We start from the raw sequence: 21,091 nt of genomic DNA, 5'->3' as shown, positions 1-21,091 counted from the left end.
AGTCGTGTCCGCGCCGTCGCGGGCGGCAAATCATGCGCGGGCCGATGGCTGGCAGAGCTCGTGTCCCGGCTCTGCAGCGCATCACTGAAGACGTGCTGTGCTGCGTCCGGGGCACGAGCTCGCTGGTCAGCTCACGGCATCACCAGATGCCAGGCGCCGTTCAGAAAACCGTCGCCGGTGATGTCGCCGGGCTTGGTGTCCTTGGCGAAAGTGTAGAGCGGCTTGCCCTTGTAGGCCCATTGCCTGGAGCCGTCGTCGCGCGTGATGATGGTGTAGCCGTCGCCGGCGGCATCGCTGGCCTCGGCCTTCAGCACCGGCCAGTTCGTCGCGCATGGACCGTTGCAGGCCGACTTGCCGTCCGCGTCCTTGTCGAAGGTGTAGAGCGTCATGCCCTTGGCATCGGTGAGCACGTTGCCCTTGTCGGTCTTGCCGGTTTTCGTCGGCGGCGCGGCGAACGCGGCGGGAATGATTGCGAGCGACACGGCGAGCGTGAGCGCGAGGCGGATCGGGGATGTCGTCATGGTCTCTCCTGTCATGCAATGGCTTGCATGGATAGGACGCCGCGCGAGCCGTCGTATTCCTCTGCGCGCGGCAAAGAAATTTTTCGCTGCACGCATCATCGTGCCGGAATAAACTGGGATGAGTGAGACGGAACGACGGACCGACATGAGCAAGCCGCATTGGCGTCCCGCGCGCACCTCCGACCTGCCCGCGGTCGGCGCGATCGCAGCGCGCATCCATCCTGATCTGCCTGAAAGCCCCGAGGTGTTCGCGGAAAAGATGCGGCTCTATCCCGATGGCTGCCGTGTGCTCGTTGCGGACGACGAGATCGCCGGCTACGGACTTTCGCATCCCTGGCGGCGGCACCGGATTCCACCGCTCGATGGATTCCTGGAACGACTGCCCGATGATGCGGACTGCCTCTACGTGCACGACGTCGCCGTGCTGCCGGATCATCGTGGCGGCGCAGCGCGCGCTTATGTCGCGAAGATGGAGGAACTTGCGCGCGCGTCGGGCATCGCGGCTCTCGCGCTGGTCTCGGTCTACGCCACGCGGCCGCTGTGGGAACGTTTCGGCTTTCGGCCCGTCACGGCGGATGCGGAGCTGCGCGCAAAGCTCGCAGGCTACGGCGAAAGCGCGACCTACATGCTCCGCGATCTCGCCACGACGTGACGCGCCTCGGCTCAGCCCCGATGCTTCTTCTTTGTCTTCTTTCCGGGCGCGCCCTTCACAGGCCACGCAGTGACCGCAGGCGGCTGTCCGGCGTGGCCGGGCTTGTTCTTATGCTTCTTTTTCTTCCCGAAAGCAGGAGCATCGTCGAATTTCGGCCCGCGCTCGCCGAAAGCCTTGCTGCGCGGCTTGAATCCCGCCTCGCGCGGGCGATCGTCGCGACGTTCACGATGATCGCTGTCGCCGCTCTCGCGCCGAGGCGGCTTTGACCGCTCTTCCGAAGGCGCTTGCCGCTGCGGCGCATCCGCCATCGGTTCGAGGCGGATATTGTCTTCCTTGTCCGGGCGCTTGATCTTGGCCGCGAAGGAGTCCGCGACCCGCTCGGAGATCTCGAACTCGGTGGTGGTGTCCATGATCTTGATGGCGCCGATGTCGCCCTTGTCGATGCCGCCACGACGGCAAATCATCGGCAAGAGCCAGCGCGCTTCCGCGTTCTTTCTTCGTCCGATATTGGCGCGGAACCAGACGCTGCCCTCCGCCATGCCGTGTTTCGACGACGATTTCCCCGATTTGGGCCGGACCCTTTCGGGGCGGTCATCGCCGCCAGGTGCCCGGACATTGTCGCGACCGCGATCGTCGCGCGGCCGGCCAGTTCGCTCGCCGGGATCGATGATGTCCTCGGGCGACGGCAGCCGCGCGCGATAGAGCCGCGCGAGCGCGGCGGCAATATCCTCGGCCGAGCGCTCGGCCAACAACGCCTGCGCCAGCACCAGATCGTCGGCGGTCGTCTCCTCGGTGAACAGCACGTCCTTCATGCGCTCATGATCGAGCTTGCGGATCTCGTCCGCCTGAGGCGCCGTTCCCCAGACCGCATCGATGCCTGAGAGATTGAGCAGCAGCTCCGCGCGCCGCCGCCGTGCGGGCGGCACCAGCAGGACGCTCGTCCCCTTTCGGCCCGCACGTCCGGTACGGCCCGAGCGATGCTGCATGACTTCGGCGTCGTTGGGCAGGTCGGCCTGAATGACGAGGTCGAGGCTCGGCAGGTCGATGCCGCGGGCGGCGACGTCGGTCGCCACGCAGACGCGGGCACGCCCGTCGCGCAGCGACTGGAGCGCCAGGGTGCGCTCGTTCTGCGTCAATTCGCCTGATAGCGCGACGACGGAGAAGCCGCGCTCCAGCAGCGCCGCCTGCAAATGCCGGACGGCATCGCGCGTGCTGCAGAACACCAGGGCGCTCGGCGCCTCGAAGAAGCGCAGCACGTTGACGACTGCGTGCTCGACATCGGCGGGGGCGATCCGGATGGCGCGATACTCGATATCGGCGTGACCGCCTTCGTCGCCGGCGACCTCGATCCGGAACGCCTGCTGCTGATACTGCTTGGCCAGCGCGACGATGCCGCGCGGAAAGGTCGCCGAGAACAACAGGGTGCGGCGCGTCTCCGGCGTGGTCTCGAGGATGAACTCCATGTCCTCGCGAAAGCCGAGATTGAGCATCTCGTCGGCCTCGTCGAGGACGACGGCCTTCAATTCGGAGATGTCGAGGCGGCCGCGGCGCAAATGATCGCACAGCCGGCCGGGCGTGCCGACGACGATGTGCGCGCCGGCGGCAAGCTCGCGCTGCTCGCGCCGCGGATCCATGCCGCCGACACAGGAGACGACGCGCCCGTCTGCGTGCTCGTACAGCCAGGCCAGTTCGCGCTGAACCTGCAAGGCCAGCTCGCGGGTCGGCGCCACGATCAGGGCGAGCGGCGCGCCCGCCCGCTCGAACCGCTCGATGCCGTCAAGCAGATCCTTGGCCAGGGCCAGTCCGTAAGCGAGGGTCTTGCCGGAGCCGGTCTGGGCCGAAACCAGGAGGTCGCGGCCCGCGGCCTCATCCGTGAGCACGGCGAGCTGAACGGGGGTCGGACGGTCGTAATTGCGCTCGGCCAAAGCTCGGGCGAGCGGCGGACTCATGGTCGGGAATGACACGGGATAAACCTTGGTTGGTCCAGGCGCGGAACGTCGAGCCGCGCGACCTGAAGCTGCGTGCTCGGCAAATGGTCCGGCCGCACGCGTTGTGATTTGATTTGGACGCTCTTTACGCCAAGCGCGGGCAAATCACCATGCCTATGACGCATGGCGTTGGCGACATCGCGAATAAGCTTACTGGCCGCCCGACCCACTACATGCAGCGTTTCCGGGCCGTTTTGCTGCATATAGTGAACTTTTGCCCCAAAGCAGCTGATTTTCGCGGCCGCCTCGCTTAAATTGCGCGCGTTGGACGTGCCGGGAATGCGCGCATGACCTCTTCCGTCAAACGCACCTGCGGCGATTGCCCGCTCTGCTGCAAGGTGATGGCCATCGAGGCGCTGGCCAAGCCCGCGAATGCCTGGTGCCGGCATTGCAAGCCCGGCCGCGGCTGCGCGATCTACGCCGAGCGGCCGGCCGAATGTGAGACCTTCGCCTGCTTGTGGCTGGTCAACGATCTCCTCGACGAGCGCTGGAAGCCGAGCCGGTCGAAGCTGGTCCTGACCACGTCGGAGGATGGCATCGAAGTCCGATGCGACCCGGGCTTTCCCGACGCCTGGCGCAAGCAGCCCTTCGCCGACGACATCCGCGCATGGGCCGTCGAAGGCGAGACCAGCGACATGACGGTGGTCGTGATCGTCGGCCAGCGCGTGGTCCTCGTCACGCCGGATCGCGAATTCGATCTCGGTGTCGTGGGGCCGGATGATCGCATCGTGCGGGAGCTGGAGGGCACGAAGGTGGTGGGGGCGGCGGTGGTGAAGGAGAGCGAGATCGATACAGGGAGCGTCGCGCCGCCGACCTAGCCGGCGCCCTTGGATCCCGGCAGACAGGATCACGCAATCAACCGGATACAAGTCTTGTCGCGCCCGCCACTCGATCCCAAATCGGGATTCACGGAAAAATAGCACAGGAGGGCCCATGGCCGACGGGATATCACTTGCCGACAAGCTCGCGACCTTTCAGGACCATTGGTCGCCGCGCACGATCACGACCTTCAACGATTGCGACGTGATGGTGGTGAAGGTGAAGGGCGAATTCACCTGGCACAAGCACGACGACACCGACGATTTCTTTCTGGTCCTGAAAGGCAATCTGGACATCGAATTGCGGGACCGCACGGTGACACTCGGTCCGGGCGAACTCTACGTCGTGCCCAAAGGTGTCGAACATCGCCCGGTGGCACGCGAGGAGGTTCATCTCCTGCTCATCGAGCCGACCGGCACGCCGAACACGGGCAACGAGGCAACCGCCGCGGCGCGCAAGCTGGCATAGATCAGATCTCCGCGTAGACCTCCAATAAATTGCCGTCGGGGTCGCGGAAGAACAGCGTCCGATGTCCAAAGGCCTGGTTCGTCGGCGGCGACACCAGCTCAACGCCCTGCCGAACCAGCTCGTCGGCGCACTGGTCGACCTCGGTCGCGGATACCCTGAAGGCCAGTTGCAGCGATGCAGCGCCGGGCGGGACCGACGCATCCGCAGCGGTTCGGCTCGGTCTTGCCAAAGCGAGCGTATTGCTGCCCAAGCCGTACTCGATCCAGTTCGGCGAGAGCTCGCGCAGCAGAGGAAATGCGAGCACGACCTCGTAGAAGCGGCGCATCGCGGTCATGTCGCGCACGAAGATGACGGTGTAGTCGATCGCGCGAATGGCATGGAAGGGGGAGCGGGTGTGCCGGTTGGGTGCGGGTGTCTGTTCGTTTGTCATCTCGTCTTCATTCCAAACTCCGACTCGTAGCCCGCATGAGCGAAGCGATATGCGGGAAAGCCTCGTCAAAAAAGTCCCGGATGTCGCTGCGCTCATCCGGGCTACGGTAGCTCGTACAACAGTGTGCCATCATGCCGTGCGATCATCTCGATGCCGTGGAAGCAATCGAGCGCCCCTTCGGCCTCGCTTGGCTTCGACCAGAAACGCCGCGAGATCGTGGGGGACGGACGACATCGGCTATTCCACCAGCTCCGGCCACGGCACGATCGTGGACTTCACCGTCTTCATCGCCATCGCATCCCTCACCGCCTGCGCGACGCCCTCTTCAGTGAATGGATAGATCGTCTGCATCCTCAGCCACGGATATTTGTCGCGGGTACGGTAGAGCATGTCGACGCCGAGCGGCAGATCGTTGGCGGTAAAGCCCCAGGAGCCGAGCACGTTGAGGTCCTTGGTGCAGATGCGGTGCCACGACGTGTCGATCGAGCCGGCGTCGGTGAACTGGCCCATCTCGACATAGGTGCCGCCATCGCGCAGCATCTCGATGCCTTCCGGGCCGGCGGTCGGATGCCCGGAGCAATCCATCACGAGATCGGCGCCGAAGCCACCGACGATCTCGCGCACGCGCGCGATACGCGCCTCGGGCGATTTGAGCTCGTCGATGTTCACCGTCGCCTCCGCGCCGAACGCGCGCGCCAGCTTGAGCCGCGGCTCCTCCGGCGCGCCGACGCAGATGACGCGCCCTGCCCCCATCTCCTGCGCGGCCGCGACCGCCAGAATGCCGATCGGGCCGGAGCCCTGGATCACCACCGTGTCGCCCCAGCTGAAACCGCCGGCGCGGGTCGCGCGGTTGAAGGCGCGGATGCAGGAGGTCAGCGGCTCCGACAGCGCGCCCAGCCGCAACGACATGTCGTCGGGCAGCTTGTAGATCTTGGTGCCCGGCAGCATGTCGAGATCGACATAGACATATTCGGCCCAGCCGCCCCACATGTGAGGCGCCTTGTCGAAGCCGAGATAGCGGCCGTAATAGACCGGCGTCAGGCACTTGTTGGCGGTCTGCGGATAATGGATGCAGTAGTAACAGCGGCCGCACGGCATCAGCGGCGGGATCATCACCTTCGAGCCGACGGTCAGCGGCTTGCTCATGAAGTCCTCGGAAAACTCCTCGCCGCATTCGACGATGATGCCGCCGAGCTCGTGGCCCAGCGTGAACGGCCAGGGCAGCGGCTTCGGCCAGTGGCCTTTGAGGATGTGCAGGTCGGTGCCGCAAACCCCGCAGGCGCCGATCTTGATCAGCGCGGCCTTCCGGCCGACCTTCGGCCACGGCACGGTGCGGATGACAGGCTCCGAGCCCGGTCCTGCGTGGGTGCAGACGCGGATGTGCTCCATGATGTGTCCTCGCTGCCCGTCTGTTATGATTGATTGGTGCGGGCGTGGGGCGAAGCGTATGTGAGATGCGCGGTCGTGCCAAGGTGCAGGCTCGTAGCCCGCATGAGCAAAGCGATATGCGGGAGCAGCGGCCCCCGGATATCGCTTCGCTCATCCGGGCTACAGCGCCTGCCACAAGCTCAACCGTCATCCTGAGGTGCGAGCCTTGCGCGCCTCGAAGGATGGGCTGCAGGCGCGCGTGGCCCATCCTTCGAGGCTTCACCTTGCGATGCGAATGCATCGCAAGGCTCGCACCTCAGGATGACGGTGGTGCTTGTGGCAGCGTTGCATGGCTGATCTCCAAGCACACCCAAGTGTCTTGAGCGCCCACCGGCGAACGTGTAGGCACGGCCCAAGTCCCACCCAGGTGATCGCTTGAACCCCCTTCCCCAAAATCCCATGGCCGCGTCCGGCTCGTTCGCGGCCATGAAGTCCGTGCCCTACCGCCTCCAGTTCGTGGCCTATGTGCTGGCGATGATGGCCGACAATATCGAGCACGTGATCAGCTACTGGGTGGTGTTCCAGAAATTCCATTCGCCGGCGCTGGCGGGATTTGCCGTGCTGTCGCACTGGCTGCCGTTTCTGTTGTTCTCCGTCGCCGTCGGCGGGCTCGCCGACCGGTTCGATCCGCGCCGCATCATCCAGTGCGGCATGCTGCTGTTCATCGTGGCCTCGAGCGGCTGGGGCTTCTTCTTCATCACCGACAGCATCCAGATGTGGCACGCGATGCTGCTGCTGGTGATCCACGGCTGCGCCGGCGTGTTGTGGCAGACGCCGAACCAGCTGCTGCTCTACGACCTCGTCGGCCCGGCCGATCTTCCGAGCGCAGTGCGGCTGAACGCGATGGCGCGCTATCTCGGCATCCTGGTCGGGCCTGCCGTCGGCGGCGTCATCATGCTGACGCTCGGCCCCTCGCACGGCATCATCTTCAACACCCTGTTCTACCTCCCCATGCTGCTCTGGCTGTTCTGGGCGCCGATGCGCGACAAGAGCATTGCCGTGCGGCGCTTCGCCGTGCGCGGCCTTGCCGACATCGCGCTGACCATCCGCGCCATCGGCACCCAGCCGGTACTATCCGCGATGACGTGGCTCGCCGGCCTCACCTCCTTCATGATCGGGAACGCCTATCACGCCCAGATGCCGGGCTTTGCCGGCGATCTCGGCCACGGCGACCCCGGCGTGTCCTACAGCGTGCTGCTCGCGGCCGACGCCGCCGGTGCGCTGCTCGCCGGCATTGCGCTGGAATCCTGGGGGCGGCTGAAGGGCACGCCGCGCACCGCGATCCTGCTGGCGATGCTGTGGAGCGCCGCGCTGCTCGGCTTCGCCGCGGTGCGGATCTATCCCGTCGCGATCGTGCTGCTGTTCTTCGCGGGCTTCTTCGAACTGTCGTTCAACACCATGGCGCAGGCGCTGGTGCAGCTGAACGCGCCGTCCGACATCCGCGGCCGCGTCGTCGGCCTTTACAATATGGCCGGGCTCGGGATGCGGGCCTTCAGCGGCATCACCGTCGGGCTATCAGGCGCGGCGATCGGCATTCACTGGTCGCTCGGGCTTTCGGCCGCGGTGCTGCTGGCGCTGCTGCTGTGGTTGTATCGGCAGGGGACAAGACAGGCCTGACCGGTCGCCCTTGACCCCGGGCGCGCTCACGGTGGCCGGCCTGCCCGCCGCTTATGTGGCTTTCCGAGCGCATTGTGTCCGTCCGTGACTGACGCGCCCGATCCTAACGCGGCATTAACCCTATGCACCTTAGGGTCGTGCCGGACTCCGCCCGGGCGGGGGGTCGGGTGTTGAAAATGGCGTTGGCGAACAAAAAATTTCTTCCGGCCGCCGAGGAGCGTCGGCGTTTCCAGCGGGTCAAGGTGCACCTGCTCGGCCGCTACATGCTGCCGGACCGCCGGGAATTCCCCTGCCAGGTGATCAACATGTCGCCGGGTGGCCTTGCCCTGCTCGCCCCCGGCATCGGCAATGTCGGCGACCGCGTGGTCGCCTATCTCGACCATATCGGCCGCGTCGAGGGCAAGATCACCCGCATCATCGACAATGGCTTCGCCATGACGATCGGGGCGACGCCCAGGAAGCGCGACAAGCTCGCCGCCCAGCTCACCTGGCTCGCCAACCGCGACATCCTCAACCTGCCGGAGGACCGCCGCCACGACCGTATCGTGCCGCGCAACCCGATCGCGGTGCTGACCCTCGAGGACGGCACCAAGATGACCTGCCGCATCATCGACCTGTCGCTGTCGGGCGCGGCCATCGCCGCCGAGAACCGCCCGCCGCTGAAATCGATCGTGCTGCTGGGCCGGGTCCAGGGCCGCGTGGTCCGAAACCTCGAAGACGGCTTCGCGCTGGAGTTCATGCACGAGCAGCCGGTCGAGACACTCGAAGAGAGCGTTACCGCGCGGTAAAGCGAAAGCGCGCCAAAACCACTGTCTTTCCAGCCCTGAAGGCGGCCTCCGCGATGCGGACGCCGCCTTTTTCGTGCGCGGTGACGGGTCTGTGCGGGTTAACGCGGGACCTGTTTGCGCCCCGGAACAGCAGTTCCGCCAGCGTTTCCGCGTTAATCGATAGAATTTGAATCAATTACAGTCATCTCGAATTTTATTCGAATTCGATTCAAGTATAGATCGAATTCGCCGCGCGTTTTACTTGTATTCGTCTCGACTTGACTTGGCTGACTTAGCGGCAACTCAAAAGCTCCGTGCGAAATGTGGTCCCAACAAGAAACGGGGGCCGCAATGTTTGATTTCAAGGGACAGGGGAAGGGGCTGGCGATCGCCGCCATGCTCTTCGGGATCAGCGCGACAGTGCAGGCCGGTGAGAACCGCCTGCTCTACGCGAGCCTCGGCGACACCACCCGTGCCCCGATCGGCTGGGTCGAGTTCTGTGCGGACAATGCCGCTCAGTGCCAGGGCGGGCCGACGCAGCCCCGCGACATCGTGATGTCGCAGGCCGCATGGCGCGACCTCGTCAAGGTCAATCGCTGGGTCAACGAGACCGTCAAGCCTTTGACCGACCAGGAGCACTGGGGCGTGGTCGAGAGGTGGTCGCTGCCGTCGGACGGCTACGGCGACTGTGAAGACTACGTGCTGTTGAAGCGCAAGATGCTGATGGATGCCGGCTGGCCTCGCGAGGCCCTGCTCATCACCGTCGTGCGCGACAAGAAGGGCGAAGGACACGCGGTCCTGACGGTGAAGACCGACAAGGGCGAGTTCGTTCTCGACAATCAGAACGAGAACGTCGTTGCCTGGACGGAGACCGGCTACCGCTTCGTCAAGCGCCAGTCGCAGGGCGATCCCAATGTCTGGGTCTCGCTGGGCGATACCAGGCCGGCGGTCTCCACCGCCAGCGCCAGGGACTAGCAGTCAGGAACAAACGAGTTACGCGACCCGGTCACATCCCCACCCCTCCCCGTCCCAGACCGGTTCGCGCGCGGCCAGCCATCCCCCAATGGCTGGCCGCAACTTTTTTGGGGATGCACGATCAGTCCTGTGAGGCCTGGCGAGACCACGGCACCCGCGCGGCGGTGAAATCCCGCCACGCGCCCTGCAACGACGGCTGCACGCCGATCGATGCACGCGCCTGCCAGCCGGCGATCGCCGCCGCGGCGATGGCGCTGTCGGGCTCCGCATCAAGTCCATCGAGCAATGAGGCCGTGACCGCCATGTCGTTGAAGGCGCCGAGCTCCTCCTGCAGACCGGCGAGCCGGCGCGAGAACCGTCGCACGGACTTGCGATCGGCGAACAGGGGCAGCAGGAACTCGCTGAGATAGCGCAGCCGTTTGGTCGCGAGCCGCACCCGGTGCAACTCGTCGGTGGACAGCGACTTGAAGCGGCGGCCACGCTTGAGCACCTTGGCATATTGCTCCGACAAAATGCGCTGCGCGAAATTGACGGCGGGCTCGGCGAGCTGACCGAGATCTTCGGCGGCAACGTCGTTGCGCCAGCCCCGCGTCTCGATCCAGTGACCGAGGCCGATCAGGAAAACCGCGCAGCGGCGATCGTCGAGCGCCTGATGCGCCTTGCGATAGGCGTCCGACTGGCACTCGGCCGCAGCCCGGCCCAAGGCATCGAAGCCGGTAACCGAAGCACAGGCTTTCGCGATCGTCGGCAAGGTCTCGAGCTGGAACACGTCCCAGTCACGCGCGGCGGACAGGTCCTGCGCCAGCCATCTTGCTTCCGACCGCAGCGCGTCGAGATTGCTGAGTGCGCCGACCGATCGCATCAGGTCCAGCGCCGCTCGCAGCCGGCGCAGCGAGACGCGCAGCTGATGCACGCCTTCCGGATTGCGCCCGTCCTCGGCCGCCGGCAACGACTGAAGCAGATGAAGGAAGCAGGAGCGCAGAATCGTCGCGAAGGCATCGTCGAGCGTGATCGACGGATCGAGGCGAAGCTTGCGAGGCCTGCGTGCCGAGGGCGGCGCGCCCGCGGCAAGGTCGAAGCCGCGCGCCGACTTGGCACGGATGGACGGCTTCACCGCCCCCTGCTCCGCAAGCCGCAGCGCGACCTCGTAGATCGTGCTCGCGCTGCCGCTCTTGAGTTCCAGCTCGATCTCGCTCACGGGGATCGACCGGTCGCCGGCCGTCAGCACGCCCTGGTCGAAGGCGATCTCGACCGTCCCGGACGGCAGATCGACGATCCTCGCATGCCGATGGACGTCGGCGGTGAAGACGGCTTCGAGCGGCTGTGCTTCGAGGTGGGAGCGAAGCTTCTCCGGAATGAACGGCATCGCCAGAGCGACATCCGGCGCCAGCGACGGTACGCTCGCCTCCCATTCGCCACGGCGCAGCGGATCGTCCTCAGCGTCGGTCTTCACGGTCTGCACGAAGCGCGCGCCGCTCTGGCGTACGCGCAAGCTCAGGCCGCTGCGCTGGAGCGCACGCTCGGCCGTGTCGTAATAGACGGATTTGAGATGCTTGCGCGTGCCCTTGTTGCGCGCGTTGGTCGCAATGACCGGGGCGGCGTTAAAATGCGCCATGCGATCGGCATCGACGAGAAGCTTGAGCTCGATTTCTCCAGCGGGACGCGCGCCAGCGTTCGACTGGGCCGGCCCCGGTGCAGGCGTCGTGTCCTGCAACGGCGTCTGGTCAATCACGGCGCCCTCGATCGCAGGTTTCGCGCCGGTCTCGGCCGGCTCAACTTGCCTGAGGAAGCCGGCGGCGTATTGCGTTCTCTGGTTGTGCTTCGGGACAGGATTCCCATCCGGCGCGCCCGGAGTCTTGCGAGCCGGTGTTGCGTCTGACTTTAACATTTGGGGCAACATGACAGTTGGATGACAGTGCGTCAGCATATAGCCGGTGTGCCCCGCGAGGAATAGTAACGTCACGTCGTCGCGCCTAATCGTCCACACGACGCGTCAGAGGCAACAACCCGGCAAGGTCTGTCACAATCCGGCGTGATGTCATGAATTAGATTGCTGCCGAGCGCGGCAAGTGATCGAATTGACAGCGAATCTCGTCGTTCTCGAAGCCGAGATGAACGCGTCAGCGAGCTTGACTCATGCTAGCCGAGAAATTCTTTCTGGTCCTGGAGACACTTAGAAGTCACGCTTCCGATGACAGGCCCGAGATTGTGACAAGCCCTGCGCGGTCTCCCGCGGTGCAGGAGACCGCGACCGGTTCGCTGCGCAAAAAGTCGGTTCCCGATCATCGGGACTAGATGCGCTCCAATGTCGCAGGTCACGCCTGCACATGCGCGCATCAGTGCGCAAGACTGTTCTTGTAGATCTTGCCGCCCTTCATGATCACGACGAAATTCTTCGCGGGATCTTCGACGAGGGCGATGTTGTCGAGCGGATTGCCGTCGACGAGCAGGAGATCGGCCAGCGCGTCCTCCTCCACCACGCCGAGCTTGCCGGGATAGGGATTGCGCAGGCCCGACAGGCTCAGCAACTCCGCGTTCGCCGACGTCGCCATGGCCAGCGCTTCGGCCGGCGTGTACCAGCGCGTCAGCGCGGCCAGCATCGAGCCCTGCTTGTCCGCCAGCGCCTTCGAGAACAGCACGTCAGTGCCGAACGCGGTCTTGATGCGATACTTCTTCGCGAGCGCATAGACGCGATCCTTGCCGGCAACCACCTGCCGCATCTTGTCCTGCTCCGCAGGTCCGAGTGCAGCGGCACCCGAGATATCCAGGAATGGTTGCGTGCTGAGCCAGATGCCCTTCTCCGCGATCAGTTTCGCGCTCGCCTCATCCATGAGGTGACCATGCTCGATGCACCTCACGCCGGCCGCGATCGAACGCTGGACTGCCACCGGCGTATAGGCGTGCGTGGCAACGTAAGTGCCCCAATTGTCGGCGGCCTCGACCGCCGCGCGCAGCTCCGGCTCGGTGAAAGTGGAGACGTCGAGCGGGCTGAATGGCGAGGCGACGCCGCCGCCGGCCGTGAGCTTGACCTGCGAGGCGCCCTGCATCAGCTGCTCTCGGGCGCGCATGCGGACCTCGTCGGGACTGTCGGCGACGATGCTGCCGCCGATCCGCTCCATGCGGCTCAGCATGCCGCCGATCGTGCGCGGCAGATCGGACAGCTGGCGGAAGTCGCCGTGACCGCTGGTGATGGTGATCATGGCGCCGGATGGATAGATGCGGGGACCGGCGACGAGATCCTCGTCGATGGCCTGCTTGAGGCCGAAGCTCGGCCCGCCCACGTCACGCACGGTGGTGAAGCCGCGCATCAGCGTCGCAGTCGCCTCGCTCGCGGCCAGCAGGTTGTTGTAGCCGATATCGCCGGCGAGCACGGCCATCGGGGTCGGCCGCACCAGCATCGCGTGCCAATGCGCATCGATCAGCCCCGGCATCAACACCCGCCCACCACCGTCGATGACCTCAGCGGTGATCGTGAGGTCCGCCGTCGAAATCTTCGCGATGACTCCGTTTCTGACGAGGACGCTGGATGGCGCCGAGAGCACGCTGCCCTTGCCGTCGAATATCCGGACATTCCGGAAAAGGACCGCCGTCTCCTGAGCCGGTGCGGATGATAGGCTGCCGAACACCATTGCAATGCCGGCAAGCAAGGCAGCGATGGCGAAGACTTTGGCCGACATCCTCAAACCCGACATATCAGCCTTCCGCACAGGTTCAGGCTACGCGAGGGGTGATGGCAGGCACGCAACGTCTGCATTCAGTTGACGCCGACGTTTAGCTGCCGTCAACTTACAACCATGGCGGCGATATGCAGTTTCGCCATCTGATTTGATGAGGGATCTGCTCGTCCGACGGCAATTGAATCAAAGCAAGTGAATCAAAGACGTCGCGCGTGACGTCAGGCCGCGGGCTCTCAGGCGCCCAGCACGTCGGCGAGCCGCAATTCGTCGGCGGCAGTATCTTTCAGGAACAGTTCGGCCTCGATCTCGCGAAGATGCGACAGCATCTGCGCGCGGGCGGCCTGCTTGTCGCGCTTGCGGATCGCGGCGACGATGCCGGCGTGATGATCAGTGCCGCAGGCCGGCGTGTCGTGGCGGCGATAGAGCAGGATGATCAGCGAGGAGCGCGCGATCAGCTCCTTGAGGAAGCCGAGATAGATGCTGTGGCCGCTCATCTCGGCGACGAGCTTGTGAAATTCGCCGGAGAGCCGGACCGAGGTGCGCGCATCGCCGCGCAGCTCCGCCTCACGCTCTTCGGCAAGATGCTGGCCGAGGCGATCGAGCCAGGCCGGCGAGACCGCGTCGATCGCGTGGTCGACGATCGTGGGCTCGATCAGGCGGCGCGCCTCGAATACTTCGCGCGCATCGCCGGGCGTCGGGCGCGCGACGAAGGCGCCGCGGTTCTTCTCGATGTTGACGATGCCCTCATGCGCGAGCTGCTGGAGCGCGGTGCGGACCAGCGTGCGGCTCGCGCCGTAGATCTCGCCGATCTCGTCCTCGCCGAGCTTCGTGCCCGGCAGCAGACGATGCTCGAGGATCGCCGCGGTCACACCCTCCCTGATCCGGCTGACGCGATCGCTCGCGTCTGGCGCATCGGATTTCTGGCGGGTTTTGGCGGCCATCAGTTCGAGGGGGTTGGGTTTGAGGGCTCGATCGGCGACGTTCGGCCTTCAATGTTAGTCGACCAGCTGTATCCAATCACAGGCGAAACTTTATACAATCCGAGCACATTTTGTGTGCATATTACTGCCCACCCGGCGAGCCGCGCCGCCGCGCCGGATTCGATCTAACGACCTGACTCCACTGCACAGTTTTGGAATTCGGCAGTCTCCGGGCGGTTGGCACGGACCTTGCGGAGAAAGCCGGAGCATCGCCCTCCCAGCGGACACGCCATGGCCACTCCTGCCGCTCTCGAACTGGTCGCCGTCACCAAGCGCTACGACACGACGCTGGCGGTCGACGACGTCAACCTCAAGATCCCGGCGGGCACCTATTGCTGCCTGCTCGGCCCCTCCGGCTGCGGCAAGACCTCGACCCTCCGCATGATCGCCGGCCACGAAGCGGTCAGCGAGGGCGACATCATCCTTGGTGCGCAGAACGTCACCGATCTCGAGCCCGCCAAGCGCGGCACCGCGATGATGTTCCAGTCCTACGCGCTGTTTCCGCATCTGACCGTGCTCGACAACGTGGCATTCGCCCTGAAAATGCGCGGGATCGACCGGACGACGCGGCACAAGCGCGCCGGCGAACTGCTCGAGCTGGTGGCCATGACCCCCTATGCGGCCCGGCTGCCGGCGCAGCTCTCCGGCGGCCAGCAGCAGCGCGTCGCGCTCGCCCGCGCGCTGATCACCGAGCCGCAGATCCTGCTGCTCGACGAGCCGCTCTCCGCGCTCGATCCGTTCCTGCGGGTGAAGATGCGGGGCGAGCTGAAGCGGCTGCAGCGCGAGCTCGGCATCAGCTTCATCCAGGTCACCCACGGCCAGGAAGAGGCGATGGCGCTGGCCGACCACATCGTGGTGATGAACCACGGCAAGATCGAGCAGCAGGGCACCGCCCGCGACATCTTCCACCATCCCCGCACCGAATTCGTGGCGCGCTTCATCGGCGGCCACAACGTCCTCAGCGACGCCGGCAAACTCATCGCCGTGCGCGCCGATCAGCTCGGCATCGTGCCGTTCGCCGACGGTGCGTACGGCGCGCCGGCGCTGCTGACCCAGACCGAGTACCAGGGCTCCTACATCGCCGTCTCGCTCACGCTCGACGACGGCACCGCCCTGTTCTCCCACCTCCCCGAGGCCGCCTTCGACGTTCACCCGTTCCGACCGGGCGATCGCGTGTTGGCCACCTGGGATCCCGCCAAGGCGCAGCGTCTGCAATAGCGCCGATCGATCACTGGAATGCGCAACAGAGGAGTGACTGATATGACCGAGACCACCAGGACAAAGGGCGTCAGCCGCCGCACGCTGCTCAAGGGCACCGCGGGTCTCGCCGGCCTTGCCGCCGGCTCCGGCGCCATCACCGGCTTTCCCTATGTGAAGTCGGCCGATGCGAAAGTGCTGCGCTATCTCGGCACCGCCGTGAACGAGGGCGACGACATCTCCAAGCAGTGTCTGAAGGACACCGGCATCAAGATCGAATACATCACCGCGACCACCGACGACGTCACCAAGCGCGTGATGACCCAGCCGAACTCCTTCGACGTGCTGGACACCGAATATTTCTCGCTGAAGAAGCTGGTGCCGTCGGGCAACATCCTTGCCCTCGACGCCAGGAAGATCAAGGAATTCGACAACATCACGCCCGTCTTCACCAAGGGCGAGACGCCCGGCGGCAAGAAGATCGGCAACCAGGGCACCGCGCCCTGGAAGGTGCTCTATCTCGAAGGCAAGGACTCGAAGAAGTTCGCGACGTCGGCGACCGAGTTCGTCACGCTGATTCCGACCGTCTACAACGCCGACACGCTCGGCATCCGTCCTGACCTGATCAAGCGCCCGATCAACACGTGGGCCGAACTGCTCAATCCCGAATTCAAGGGCAAGGCGTCGATCCTCAACATCCCCTCGATCGGCATCATGGATGCCGCCATGGTCGTGGAAGCCACCGGCAAGTACAAATATGCCGACAAGGGCAACATGACCAAGGAAGAGATCGATCTCACCATGAAGGTGATGACCGAGGCCAAGAAGGCCGGCCAGTTCCGCGCGTTCTGGAAGGACTTCAACGAGAGCGTCAACCTGATGGCCTCGGGCGAGACCGTGATCCAATCAATGTGGTCGCCGGCAGTGACGAAGGTGCGCTCGATGGGCATTCCCTGCACCTTCCAGCCGCTCAAGGAGGGTTATCGCTCCTGGGCCTCGGGCTTCTGCGTCTCCAAGGGCGTGTCGGGCGCCAAGCTCGAATGGGCCTACGAGTTCGTCAACTGGTTCCTGTCCGGCTATGCCGGCGCCTATCTCAACCGCCAGGGCTACTACTCGGCCGTGCTCTCCACCGCGAAGGCGCATATGGAGCCCTACGAGTGGGCCTACTGGATGGAAGGCAAGCCCGCCGAGAAGGACATCAAGGCGCCCGACGGCTCGCTGCTGGAGAAGGCCGGCGCGGTGCGCGACGGCGGCTCCTACGAGGACCGCATGGGCGGCGTCGCCTGCTGGAACGCGGTGATGGACGAGAACGACTACATGGTCCGCAAGTGGAACGAGTTCATCGCGGCGTAATTTGATGGACACGTCGGAAGACATCCTGCAACAGGCGACCCCGGGATTGATCCCGGGGTCGGGCACAGCGCGCGCCGCGAAAGTGACGCGCCTGTCGCCATCCCTCATCTCCTGGCTCCAGGCCGGGCCGATGATGCTGGTGTTTCTCGCCTTCTTCCTGATCCCGCTGGTGTTCGTCGTCATCGTCTCGTTCTGGGACTACAACGAATACCAGTTGCTGCCGGCGTTCTCCGGCCGCGGCTATACCGACACGTTCGAAGGCTGCATCGCGCAGCTCCCCGATCTCTGCACGATCGGCAAGACCTATCTGATGACGCTGAAGCTGTGCTTCCTGGTCTGGGCCATCACGCTCTTCATCGGCTTCTGGGTCGCCTACTTCCTCGCCTTCCACGTCAGGTCCAAGACCTGGCAGATGGGATTGTCGCTGCTCTGCACGATCCCGTTCTGGACCTCCAACGTGATCCGCATGATCGCGTGGATTCCGCTGCTCGGCCGCAACGGCCTCGTCAATTCCGGCCTCGTCAAGACGGGACTGATCAACCATCCGCTGGAATGGCTGCTGTTCTCCGAATTCTCCGTCGTGCTGGCGCTGGTCCACCTTTTCACCTTCTTCATGGTGGTGCCGATCTTCAATTCGATGGTGCGCATCGACAAGTCGCTGATCGAGGCCGCCTATGACGCCGGCGCCACCGGCTTCCAGACACTCGTGAACGTCATCATTCCGCTCGCCAAGCCCGGCATCGTGATCGGCTCGATCTTCGTCATCACGATCGTGATGGGCGATTTCATCACCATCGGCGTGATGGGCGGCCAGCAGATTGCGGCGGCCGGCAAGATCATCGAGACGCGGGTGAACGCGCTGCAATTCCCCGCAGCAGCGGCCAACGCCGTGATCCTGCTCGCGATCACCTTCCTGATCATCACCATGATGTCGCGCATCGTCGACATCAAGAAGGAGCTCTGAGCGATGAAGGAAGGACGCCCGCGCTCTTTCTACGTGCTCGCGATCTTCTTCGCAGCCTATGTGCTGTTTCTCTACGGTCCGATGATCGCGATCTACGTGCTGTCGTTCCAGGGGCCGCAGGGCGGCCTCACCTTCCCGATGAACGGGGTGTCGACCTTCTGGCTGGCAAAACTGTTCCAGGGCACCGGCATCGTCGATCTCGGCGCGGCCTTCCGCCGCTCGCTGCTGCTCGGCGTGATCGTTATGATTGTCACCGTCGTGCTGTCGGTCGCCGCCGGCATGGCCTTCCGCCGCAAGTTCAGGGCGCAAAGCATCCTGTTCTACTCGGCGATCGCGAGCCTCATCGTTCCCTCGATCATCACCTCGCTTGGCATCTCGCTTGAATTCCGCATCATCGACGATCTGATCAAGGCACACTGGAACGAGAATTTCGAGACCTCGATGGGCCTGCTCACCTCGGGCCTCGGCGCGCATCTGACCTGGACGCTGCCGTTCGGGCTTCTCATCATGTTCGCGATCTTCAACCGCTTCGATCCCAGGCTCGAGGAAGCCGCGCGCGATCTCGGTGCGACGCCGTGGCAGGCGTTCCGTCATGTCGTACTGCCGATCATCCTGCCCTCCGTGATCGGCATCGGGCTGTTCGGCTTCACGCTGTCCTGGGACGAGCTCGCGCGCTCCAGCCAGGCGATCGGGGCGGTGAACACGTTGCCGCTCGATCTCCAGGGCCTCACCACCACCGTGACGAACCCCGACATCTACGCGCTCGGCACCGTGATCTCCGCCGTCTCATTCACGGTGATCACGCTTGCGCTCGGCACCATCCACGTGCTGAACAAGCGGCAGGCGGCCAAGGGCTCGGACGCCGGCAAAGGACTTGTCTGAGAAGGGGCTTGTCTGATCTGATGCGACTTCACGTCGTCAATCCCAACACCACCGCGTCGATGACGGCGAAGATCGCCGCTGCGGCGCGCAGCGTCGCCCTGCCCGGCACTGAGATCGACGCGCGCCAGCCGACGATGGGCCCGGTCTCGATCGAGGGCTTTTACGACGAGGCCTTCGCCGTCCCCGGCATGCTCGGCTGCATCCGCGAGGCCGACCGCGACGGCGCGGACGCCCACATCATCGCCTGTTTCGACGACACCGGCCTCGACGCGGCACGCGCGGCGGCGAAAGCGCCGGTGATCGGCATTGGCGAAGCCGGCTTCCACATGGCGAGCCTGATCGCGGCGCGCTTTGCCGTGGTGACGACGCTCGGTGTCTCCATCGTGCCGATCGAGCATAATCTGACGAAGTACGGCCTCGCCGGACGCTGCGCCCGCGTCCGCGCCGCCGAGGTCCCGGTGCTCGCGCTCGAAGAGCGCAACGCCGATGCGCTCGCAAGGATCTCCGCGGAGATTACGGCCGCGATCCGAAACGACCGCGCGGAGACCATCGTGCTCGGCTGCGCCGGCATGGCCGATCTCGCCGCCGAACTCGCCGCCATGCACGGCCTGCCCGTGATCGACGGCGTCGCCGCCGCCGTGACGCTGGCGGAATCGCTGGTGCGACTCGGCCTGAAGACGTCCCGGCTGGGGCCCTACGCTGCGCCACGGTCGAAGACCTATTCCGGGCCGTTTTCGCCGTTTCAGCCCTGATCGTTGCTTCCGGCCGGGCCTTTGGAGGCCTCAAGGCCGGAAGATTGCTGGTTTTTCGCCTTCAGCCTCTTTTTGGTCCCATTTGTTGCCGAACTGTTGCGTTTTCGGGACGTCCCGGCGGCCCCAGGGTTGCCGGTCTTCGCACTCACCAAGTTTCAATTTGGGTTTTGTCAGCGATGATCGATCTCGCAGAGGACACACCGTCCAACCCCCTGCTTCGCCTCGGCGCCCAGCCCATCGCGCTGACCGCCGCCGCCCTTCTCCTGCTGATCGCCGGCGTGACCTCGATTGCGATCTGGCGCGCCTATACCGGCGCTGCGCCGGAGGCCGACCGGGTGGCCGCGTCACGGCAGCTCCAGGCCCGCACGGCCCAGGCCTCCGAGCAGTTGGTCGAGAAGACCAAGGGGCTGGAGGCGACCCAGCAGGAATCGATCGACCAGCTCCAGGTCGTGCAGGACCAGCTCCAGACCGTGAAGCGGCTGCTCGCGGCCCAGCAGGCCGATACCAAGCGCCTGTCGGAGCAGGTGGCGAGCCTGAACGAGTCCATCGACGGCCTGCGCCAGTCCTTTGCCAGCGCCCGGGCCACCGAGGCCGAGACGCCGTCGGTTACCCGCAGGAAACCGGCACGCCACCGCGTCCATGCCAGCGCGCGCAAGCGCTCGCGCGGCTGAGCCGGTCACCCACGCGGACATAATTTTATTTTTGCCACTTGTGAACTGGATCACATTCGCCCGTGTGATTCCGCGCGATGCTCGCCGTTACCGGATGGCGTGAGCCGATTTCAATGTCCGGGGCTGGCAAGGTCGTTGACGGTATACTGCGTCAACGGCCTTGTTTTTTAGCAGGCCGGCAGGTCTTCCCGCCTCACTCGCAGACGTCGACGCGCCGGAATCGCCATCCCGATGGCGTCATCACGCGCTTGCGCACGACATAGCATCCGCCATAACCGTCGTCGTAGCCGGTACCATAATAGTGGGGGTCACCGTAATACGGGGAGCTGTAGCCATAATAGCCACCGTAGTAGCCGGCGCCGGCAATGCCCGCGCCGATGGCGAGGCCGGGCCAGAAGCCGCCACCATGCCAGTGGCCGCCATGGCCCCAGCCGCCACCACCGTGGCCCCAGCCGCCGCCATGTCCAAAACCGCCCCGCGCCTGGGCCGCCTGCGGCGCCGAGAGCCCGACCGCTGCGACGGCCAGCGCCGCCATGATCATCTTGCGTAGCATTTACTCGATCCTCTGCGTGGACACGCTCCACGCTTCAAAGCAGGACCAAGCTAATGCTATCGGGGCACTCCTGACAGCCACACTGTCTCACTTCCGCGCGAGCATCAGCAGCCGCGGCAGATGCTCTTCATCTTCTTGTCGAACTGCCGGTTCTCGGTATTGACGGTGGCATCGGCGGCCGCGCCGGAGCCGGTGCCGGTGGTGACTCCGGAGCCGGAGCCGGGGCCGGACGATTGAGCCGTACCCAGGCTGTTGGTGCCGGGAGGCGGCGCCGGCGAGTTGGCGACGCCTCCCGTCGTCGATCCCGACGAACCCCCAGTCGATCCATCGCCGAGAGGCTGAGGATTACGATCAAGGTCTTCATCGAAGCGGTTGCAGGCGAAATGGCCATTGGAAA

Annotated in this window: 20 protein-coding genes and 1 pseudogene; 12 read left to right on the top strand and 9 right to left on the bottom strand. The window is 65.0% G+C overall.

The window, feature by feature from the left end; all coding sequences use genetic code 11:
• Positions 1-131 precede the first annotated feature (131 nt).
• Positions 132-521 (bottom strand): COG4315 family predicted lipoprotein, encoded by a 390-nt coding sequence (locus tag XI09_RS17095; protein ID WP_271567852.1) that lies wholly within the window; start codon positions 519-521, stop codon positions 132-134.
• Positions 522-666: 145 nt separating this feature from the next.
• Here XI09_RS17095 and XI09_RS17090 point away from each other — a divergent pair, with 145 nt between their 5' ends.
• Positions 667-1,173, top strand: a complete 507-nt coding sequence (locus tag XI09_RS17090; RefSeq protein WP_271567856.1) for a GNAT family N-acetyltransferase — start codon at positions 667-669, stop codon at positions 1,171-1,173.
• Between the two features lie 11 nt (positions 1,174-1,184).
• On the opposite strand, the gene XI09_RS17085 is transcribed toward XI09_RS17090, so the two are convergent.
• The gene (locus tag XI09_RS17085) at positions 1,185-3,122 is read right to left on the bottom strand and encodes a DEAD/DEAH box helicase (RefSeq protein WP_271567855.1); all 1,938 of its coding nucleotides are present in this window, start codon (positions 3,120-3,122) and stop codon (positions 1,185-1,187) included.
• 326 nt (positions 3,123-3,448) lie between these two features.
• Between XI09_RS17085 and XI09_RS17080 the strand changes: the two genes are divergently transcribed.
• Entirely contained in the window at positions 3,449-3,979 is a 531-nt protein-coding gene (locus XI09_RS17080; protein WP_271567851.1) for a hypothetical protein, read from the top strand.
• Positions 3,980-4,094: 115 nt separating this feature from the next.
• Entirely contained in the window at positions 4,095-4,448 is a 354-nt protein-coding gene (locus tag XI09_RS17075) for a cupin domain-containing protein (protein WP_092191478.1), read from the top strand.
• Position 4,449: 1 nt separating this feature from the next.
• Here the strand turns inward: XI09_RS17075 and XI09_RS17070 are convergent, their stop codons facing one another.
• Both XI09_RS17070 and XI09_RS17065 read right to left on the bottom strand, forming a co-directional pair.
• The gene (locus tag XI09_RS17070) at positions 4,450-4,878 is read right to left on the bottom strand and encodes a VOC family protein (protein WP_271567850.1); all 429 of its coding nucleotides are present in this window, start codon (positions 4,876-4,878) and stop codon (positions 4,450-4,452) included.
• Between the two features lie 237 nt (positions 4,879-5,115).
• On the bottom strand, positions 5,116-6,267 hold the full coding sequence (locus tag XI09_RS17065; protein WP_271567849.1) for a zinc-binding dehydrogenase: 1,152 nt from the start codon (positions 6,265-6,267) through the stop codon (positions 5,116-5,118).
• A 438-nt stretch (positions 6,268-6,705) separates the two neighbouring features.
• On the opposite strand from XI09_RS17065, the gene XI09_RS17060 reads away from it, so the two are divergent.
• The 3 genes from XI09_RS17060 to XI09_RS17050 all read left to right on the top strand — a co-directional run bounded on the left by XI09_RS17060 (position 6,706) and on the right by XI09_RS17050 (position 9,665).
• Positions 6,706-7,923 carry an MFS transporter gene (locus XI09_RS17060; protein WP_271567854.1) on the top strand — a complete coding sequence of 406 codons (1,218 nt, stop codon included), beginning with the start codon at positions 6,706-6,708 and terminating at the stop codon, positions 7,921-7,923.
• A 176-nt stretch (positions 7,924-8,099) separates the two neighbouring features.
• Positions 8,100-8,711, top strand: a complete 612-nt coding sequence (locus tag XI09_RS17055; protein WP_063682600.1) for a PilZ domain-containing protein — start codon at positions 8,100-8,102, stop codon at positions 8,709-8,711.
• A 330-nt stretch (positions 8,712-9,041) separates the two neighbouring features.
• Positions 9,042-9,665: a transglutaminase-like cysteine peptidase gene (locus tag XI09_RS17050; RefSeq protein WP_271567848.1), complete on the top strand. Its 624-nt coding sequence runs from the start codon at positions 9,042-9,044 to the stop codon at positions 9,663-9,665.
• 121 nt (positions 9,666-9,786) lie between these two features.
• Here XI09_RS17050 and XI09_RS17045 read toward each other — a convergent pair whose 3' ends face one another.
• The 3 genes from XI09_RS17045 to XI09_RS17035 all read right to left on the bottom strand — a co-directional run bounded on the left by XI09_RS17045 (position 9,787) and on the right by XI09_RS17035 (position 14,283).
• Positions 9,787-11,553: a CYTH and CHAD domain-containing protein gene (locus tag XI09_RS17045; RefSeq protein ID WP_271567847.1), complete on the bottom strand. Its 1,767-nt coding sequence runs from the start codon at positions 11,551-11,553 to the stop codon at positions 9,787-9,789.
• A gap of 448 nt (positions 11,554-12,001) precedes the next feature.
• Positions 12,002-13,342, bottom strand: a complete 1,341-nt coding sequence (locus tag XI09_RS17040; protein WP_271567846.1) for a metal-dependent hydrolase family protein — start codon at positions 13,340-13,342, stop codon at positions 12,002-12,004.
• Between the two features lie 233 nt (positions 13,343-13,575).
• Positions 13,576-14,283, bottom strand: coding sequence for a GntR family transcriptional regulator (locus XI09_RS17035; RefSeq protein WP_271567845.1), 708 nt, complete (start codon positions 14,281-14,283; stop codon positions 13,576-13,578).
• 270 nt (positions 14,284-14,553) lie between these two features.
• Here XI09_RS17035 and XI09_RS17030 point away from each other — a divergent pair, with 270 nt between their 5' ends.
• The 6 genes from XI09_RS17030 (at position 14,554) to XI09_RS17005 (ending at position 20,141) form a co-directional block, all read left to right on the top strand.
• The gene (locus tag XI09_RS17030) at positions 14,554-15,540 is read left to right on the top strand and encodes an ABC transporter ATP-binding protein (RefSeq protein WP_271567844.1); all 987 of its coding nucleotides are present in this window, start codon (positions 14,554-14,556) and stop codon (positions 15,538-15,540) included.
• Positions 15,541-15,582: 42 nt separating this feature from the next.
• A complete protein-coding gene (locus XI09_RS17025; protein ID WP_271567843.1) occupies positions 15,583-16,872 on the top strand; it encodes an ABC transporter substrate-binding protein in 1,290 nt (429 codons plus the stop codon).
• Positions 16,873-16,876: 4 nt separating this feature from the next.
• Positions 16,877-17,836, top strand: coding sequence for an ABC transporter permease (locus XI09_RS17020; RefSeq protein ID WP_271567842.1), 960 nt, complete (start codon positions 16,877-16,879; stop codon positions 17,834-17,836).
• 3 nt (positions 17,837-17,839) lie between these two features.
• Entirely contained in the window at positions 17,840-18,718 is an 879-nt protein-coding gene (locus XI09_RS17015; protein WP_271567841.1) for an ABC transporter permease, read from the top strand.
• Positions 18,719-18,738: 20 nt separating this feature from the next.
• Positions 18,739-19,470: an aspartate/glutamate racemase family protein gene (locus tag XI09_RS17010; protein ID WP_271567853.1), complete on the top strand. Its 732-nt coding sequence runs from the start codon at positions 18,739-18,741 to the stop codon at positions 19,468-19,470.
• A 176-nt stretch (positions 19,471-19,646) separates the two neighbouring features.
• A complete protein-coding gene (locus XI09_RS17005; RefSeq protein ID WP_271567840.1) occupies positions 19,647-20,141 on the top strand; it encodes a hypothetical protein in 495 nt (164 codons plus the stop codon).
• 193 nt (positions 20,142-20,334) lie between these two features.
• On the opposite strand, the gene XI09_RS17000 is transcribed toward XI09_RS17005, so the two are convergent.
• Both XI09_RS17000 and XI09_RS16995 read right to left on the bottom strand, forming a co-directional pair.
• Positions 20,335-20,694, bottom strand: a complete 360-nt coding sequence (locus XI09_RS17000; protein ID WP_271567839.1) for a hypothetical protein — start codon at positions 20,692-20,694, stop codon at positions 20,335-20,337.
• Between the two features lie 104 nt (positions 20,695-20,798).
• A pseudogene (locus tag XI09_RS16995) lies at positions 20,799-21,085 on the bottom strand (hypothetical protein).
• Positions 21,086-21,091: the final 6 nt, after the last annotated feature.

It is taken from the genome of Bradyrhizobium sp. CCBAU 11386 (assembly GCF_028128955.1).
In the GTDB taxonomy this organism is placed as follows: Bacteria; Pseudomonadota; Alphaproteobacteria; order Rhizobiales; family Xanthobacteraceae; genus Bradyrhizobium.
The sequence above is the reverse complement of the archived record's forward strand: the minus strand, read 5'-3'. Positions and strand labels throughout refer to the sequence as shown.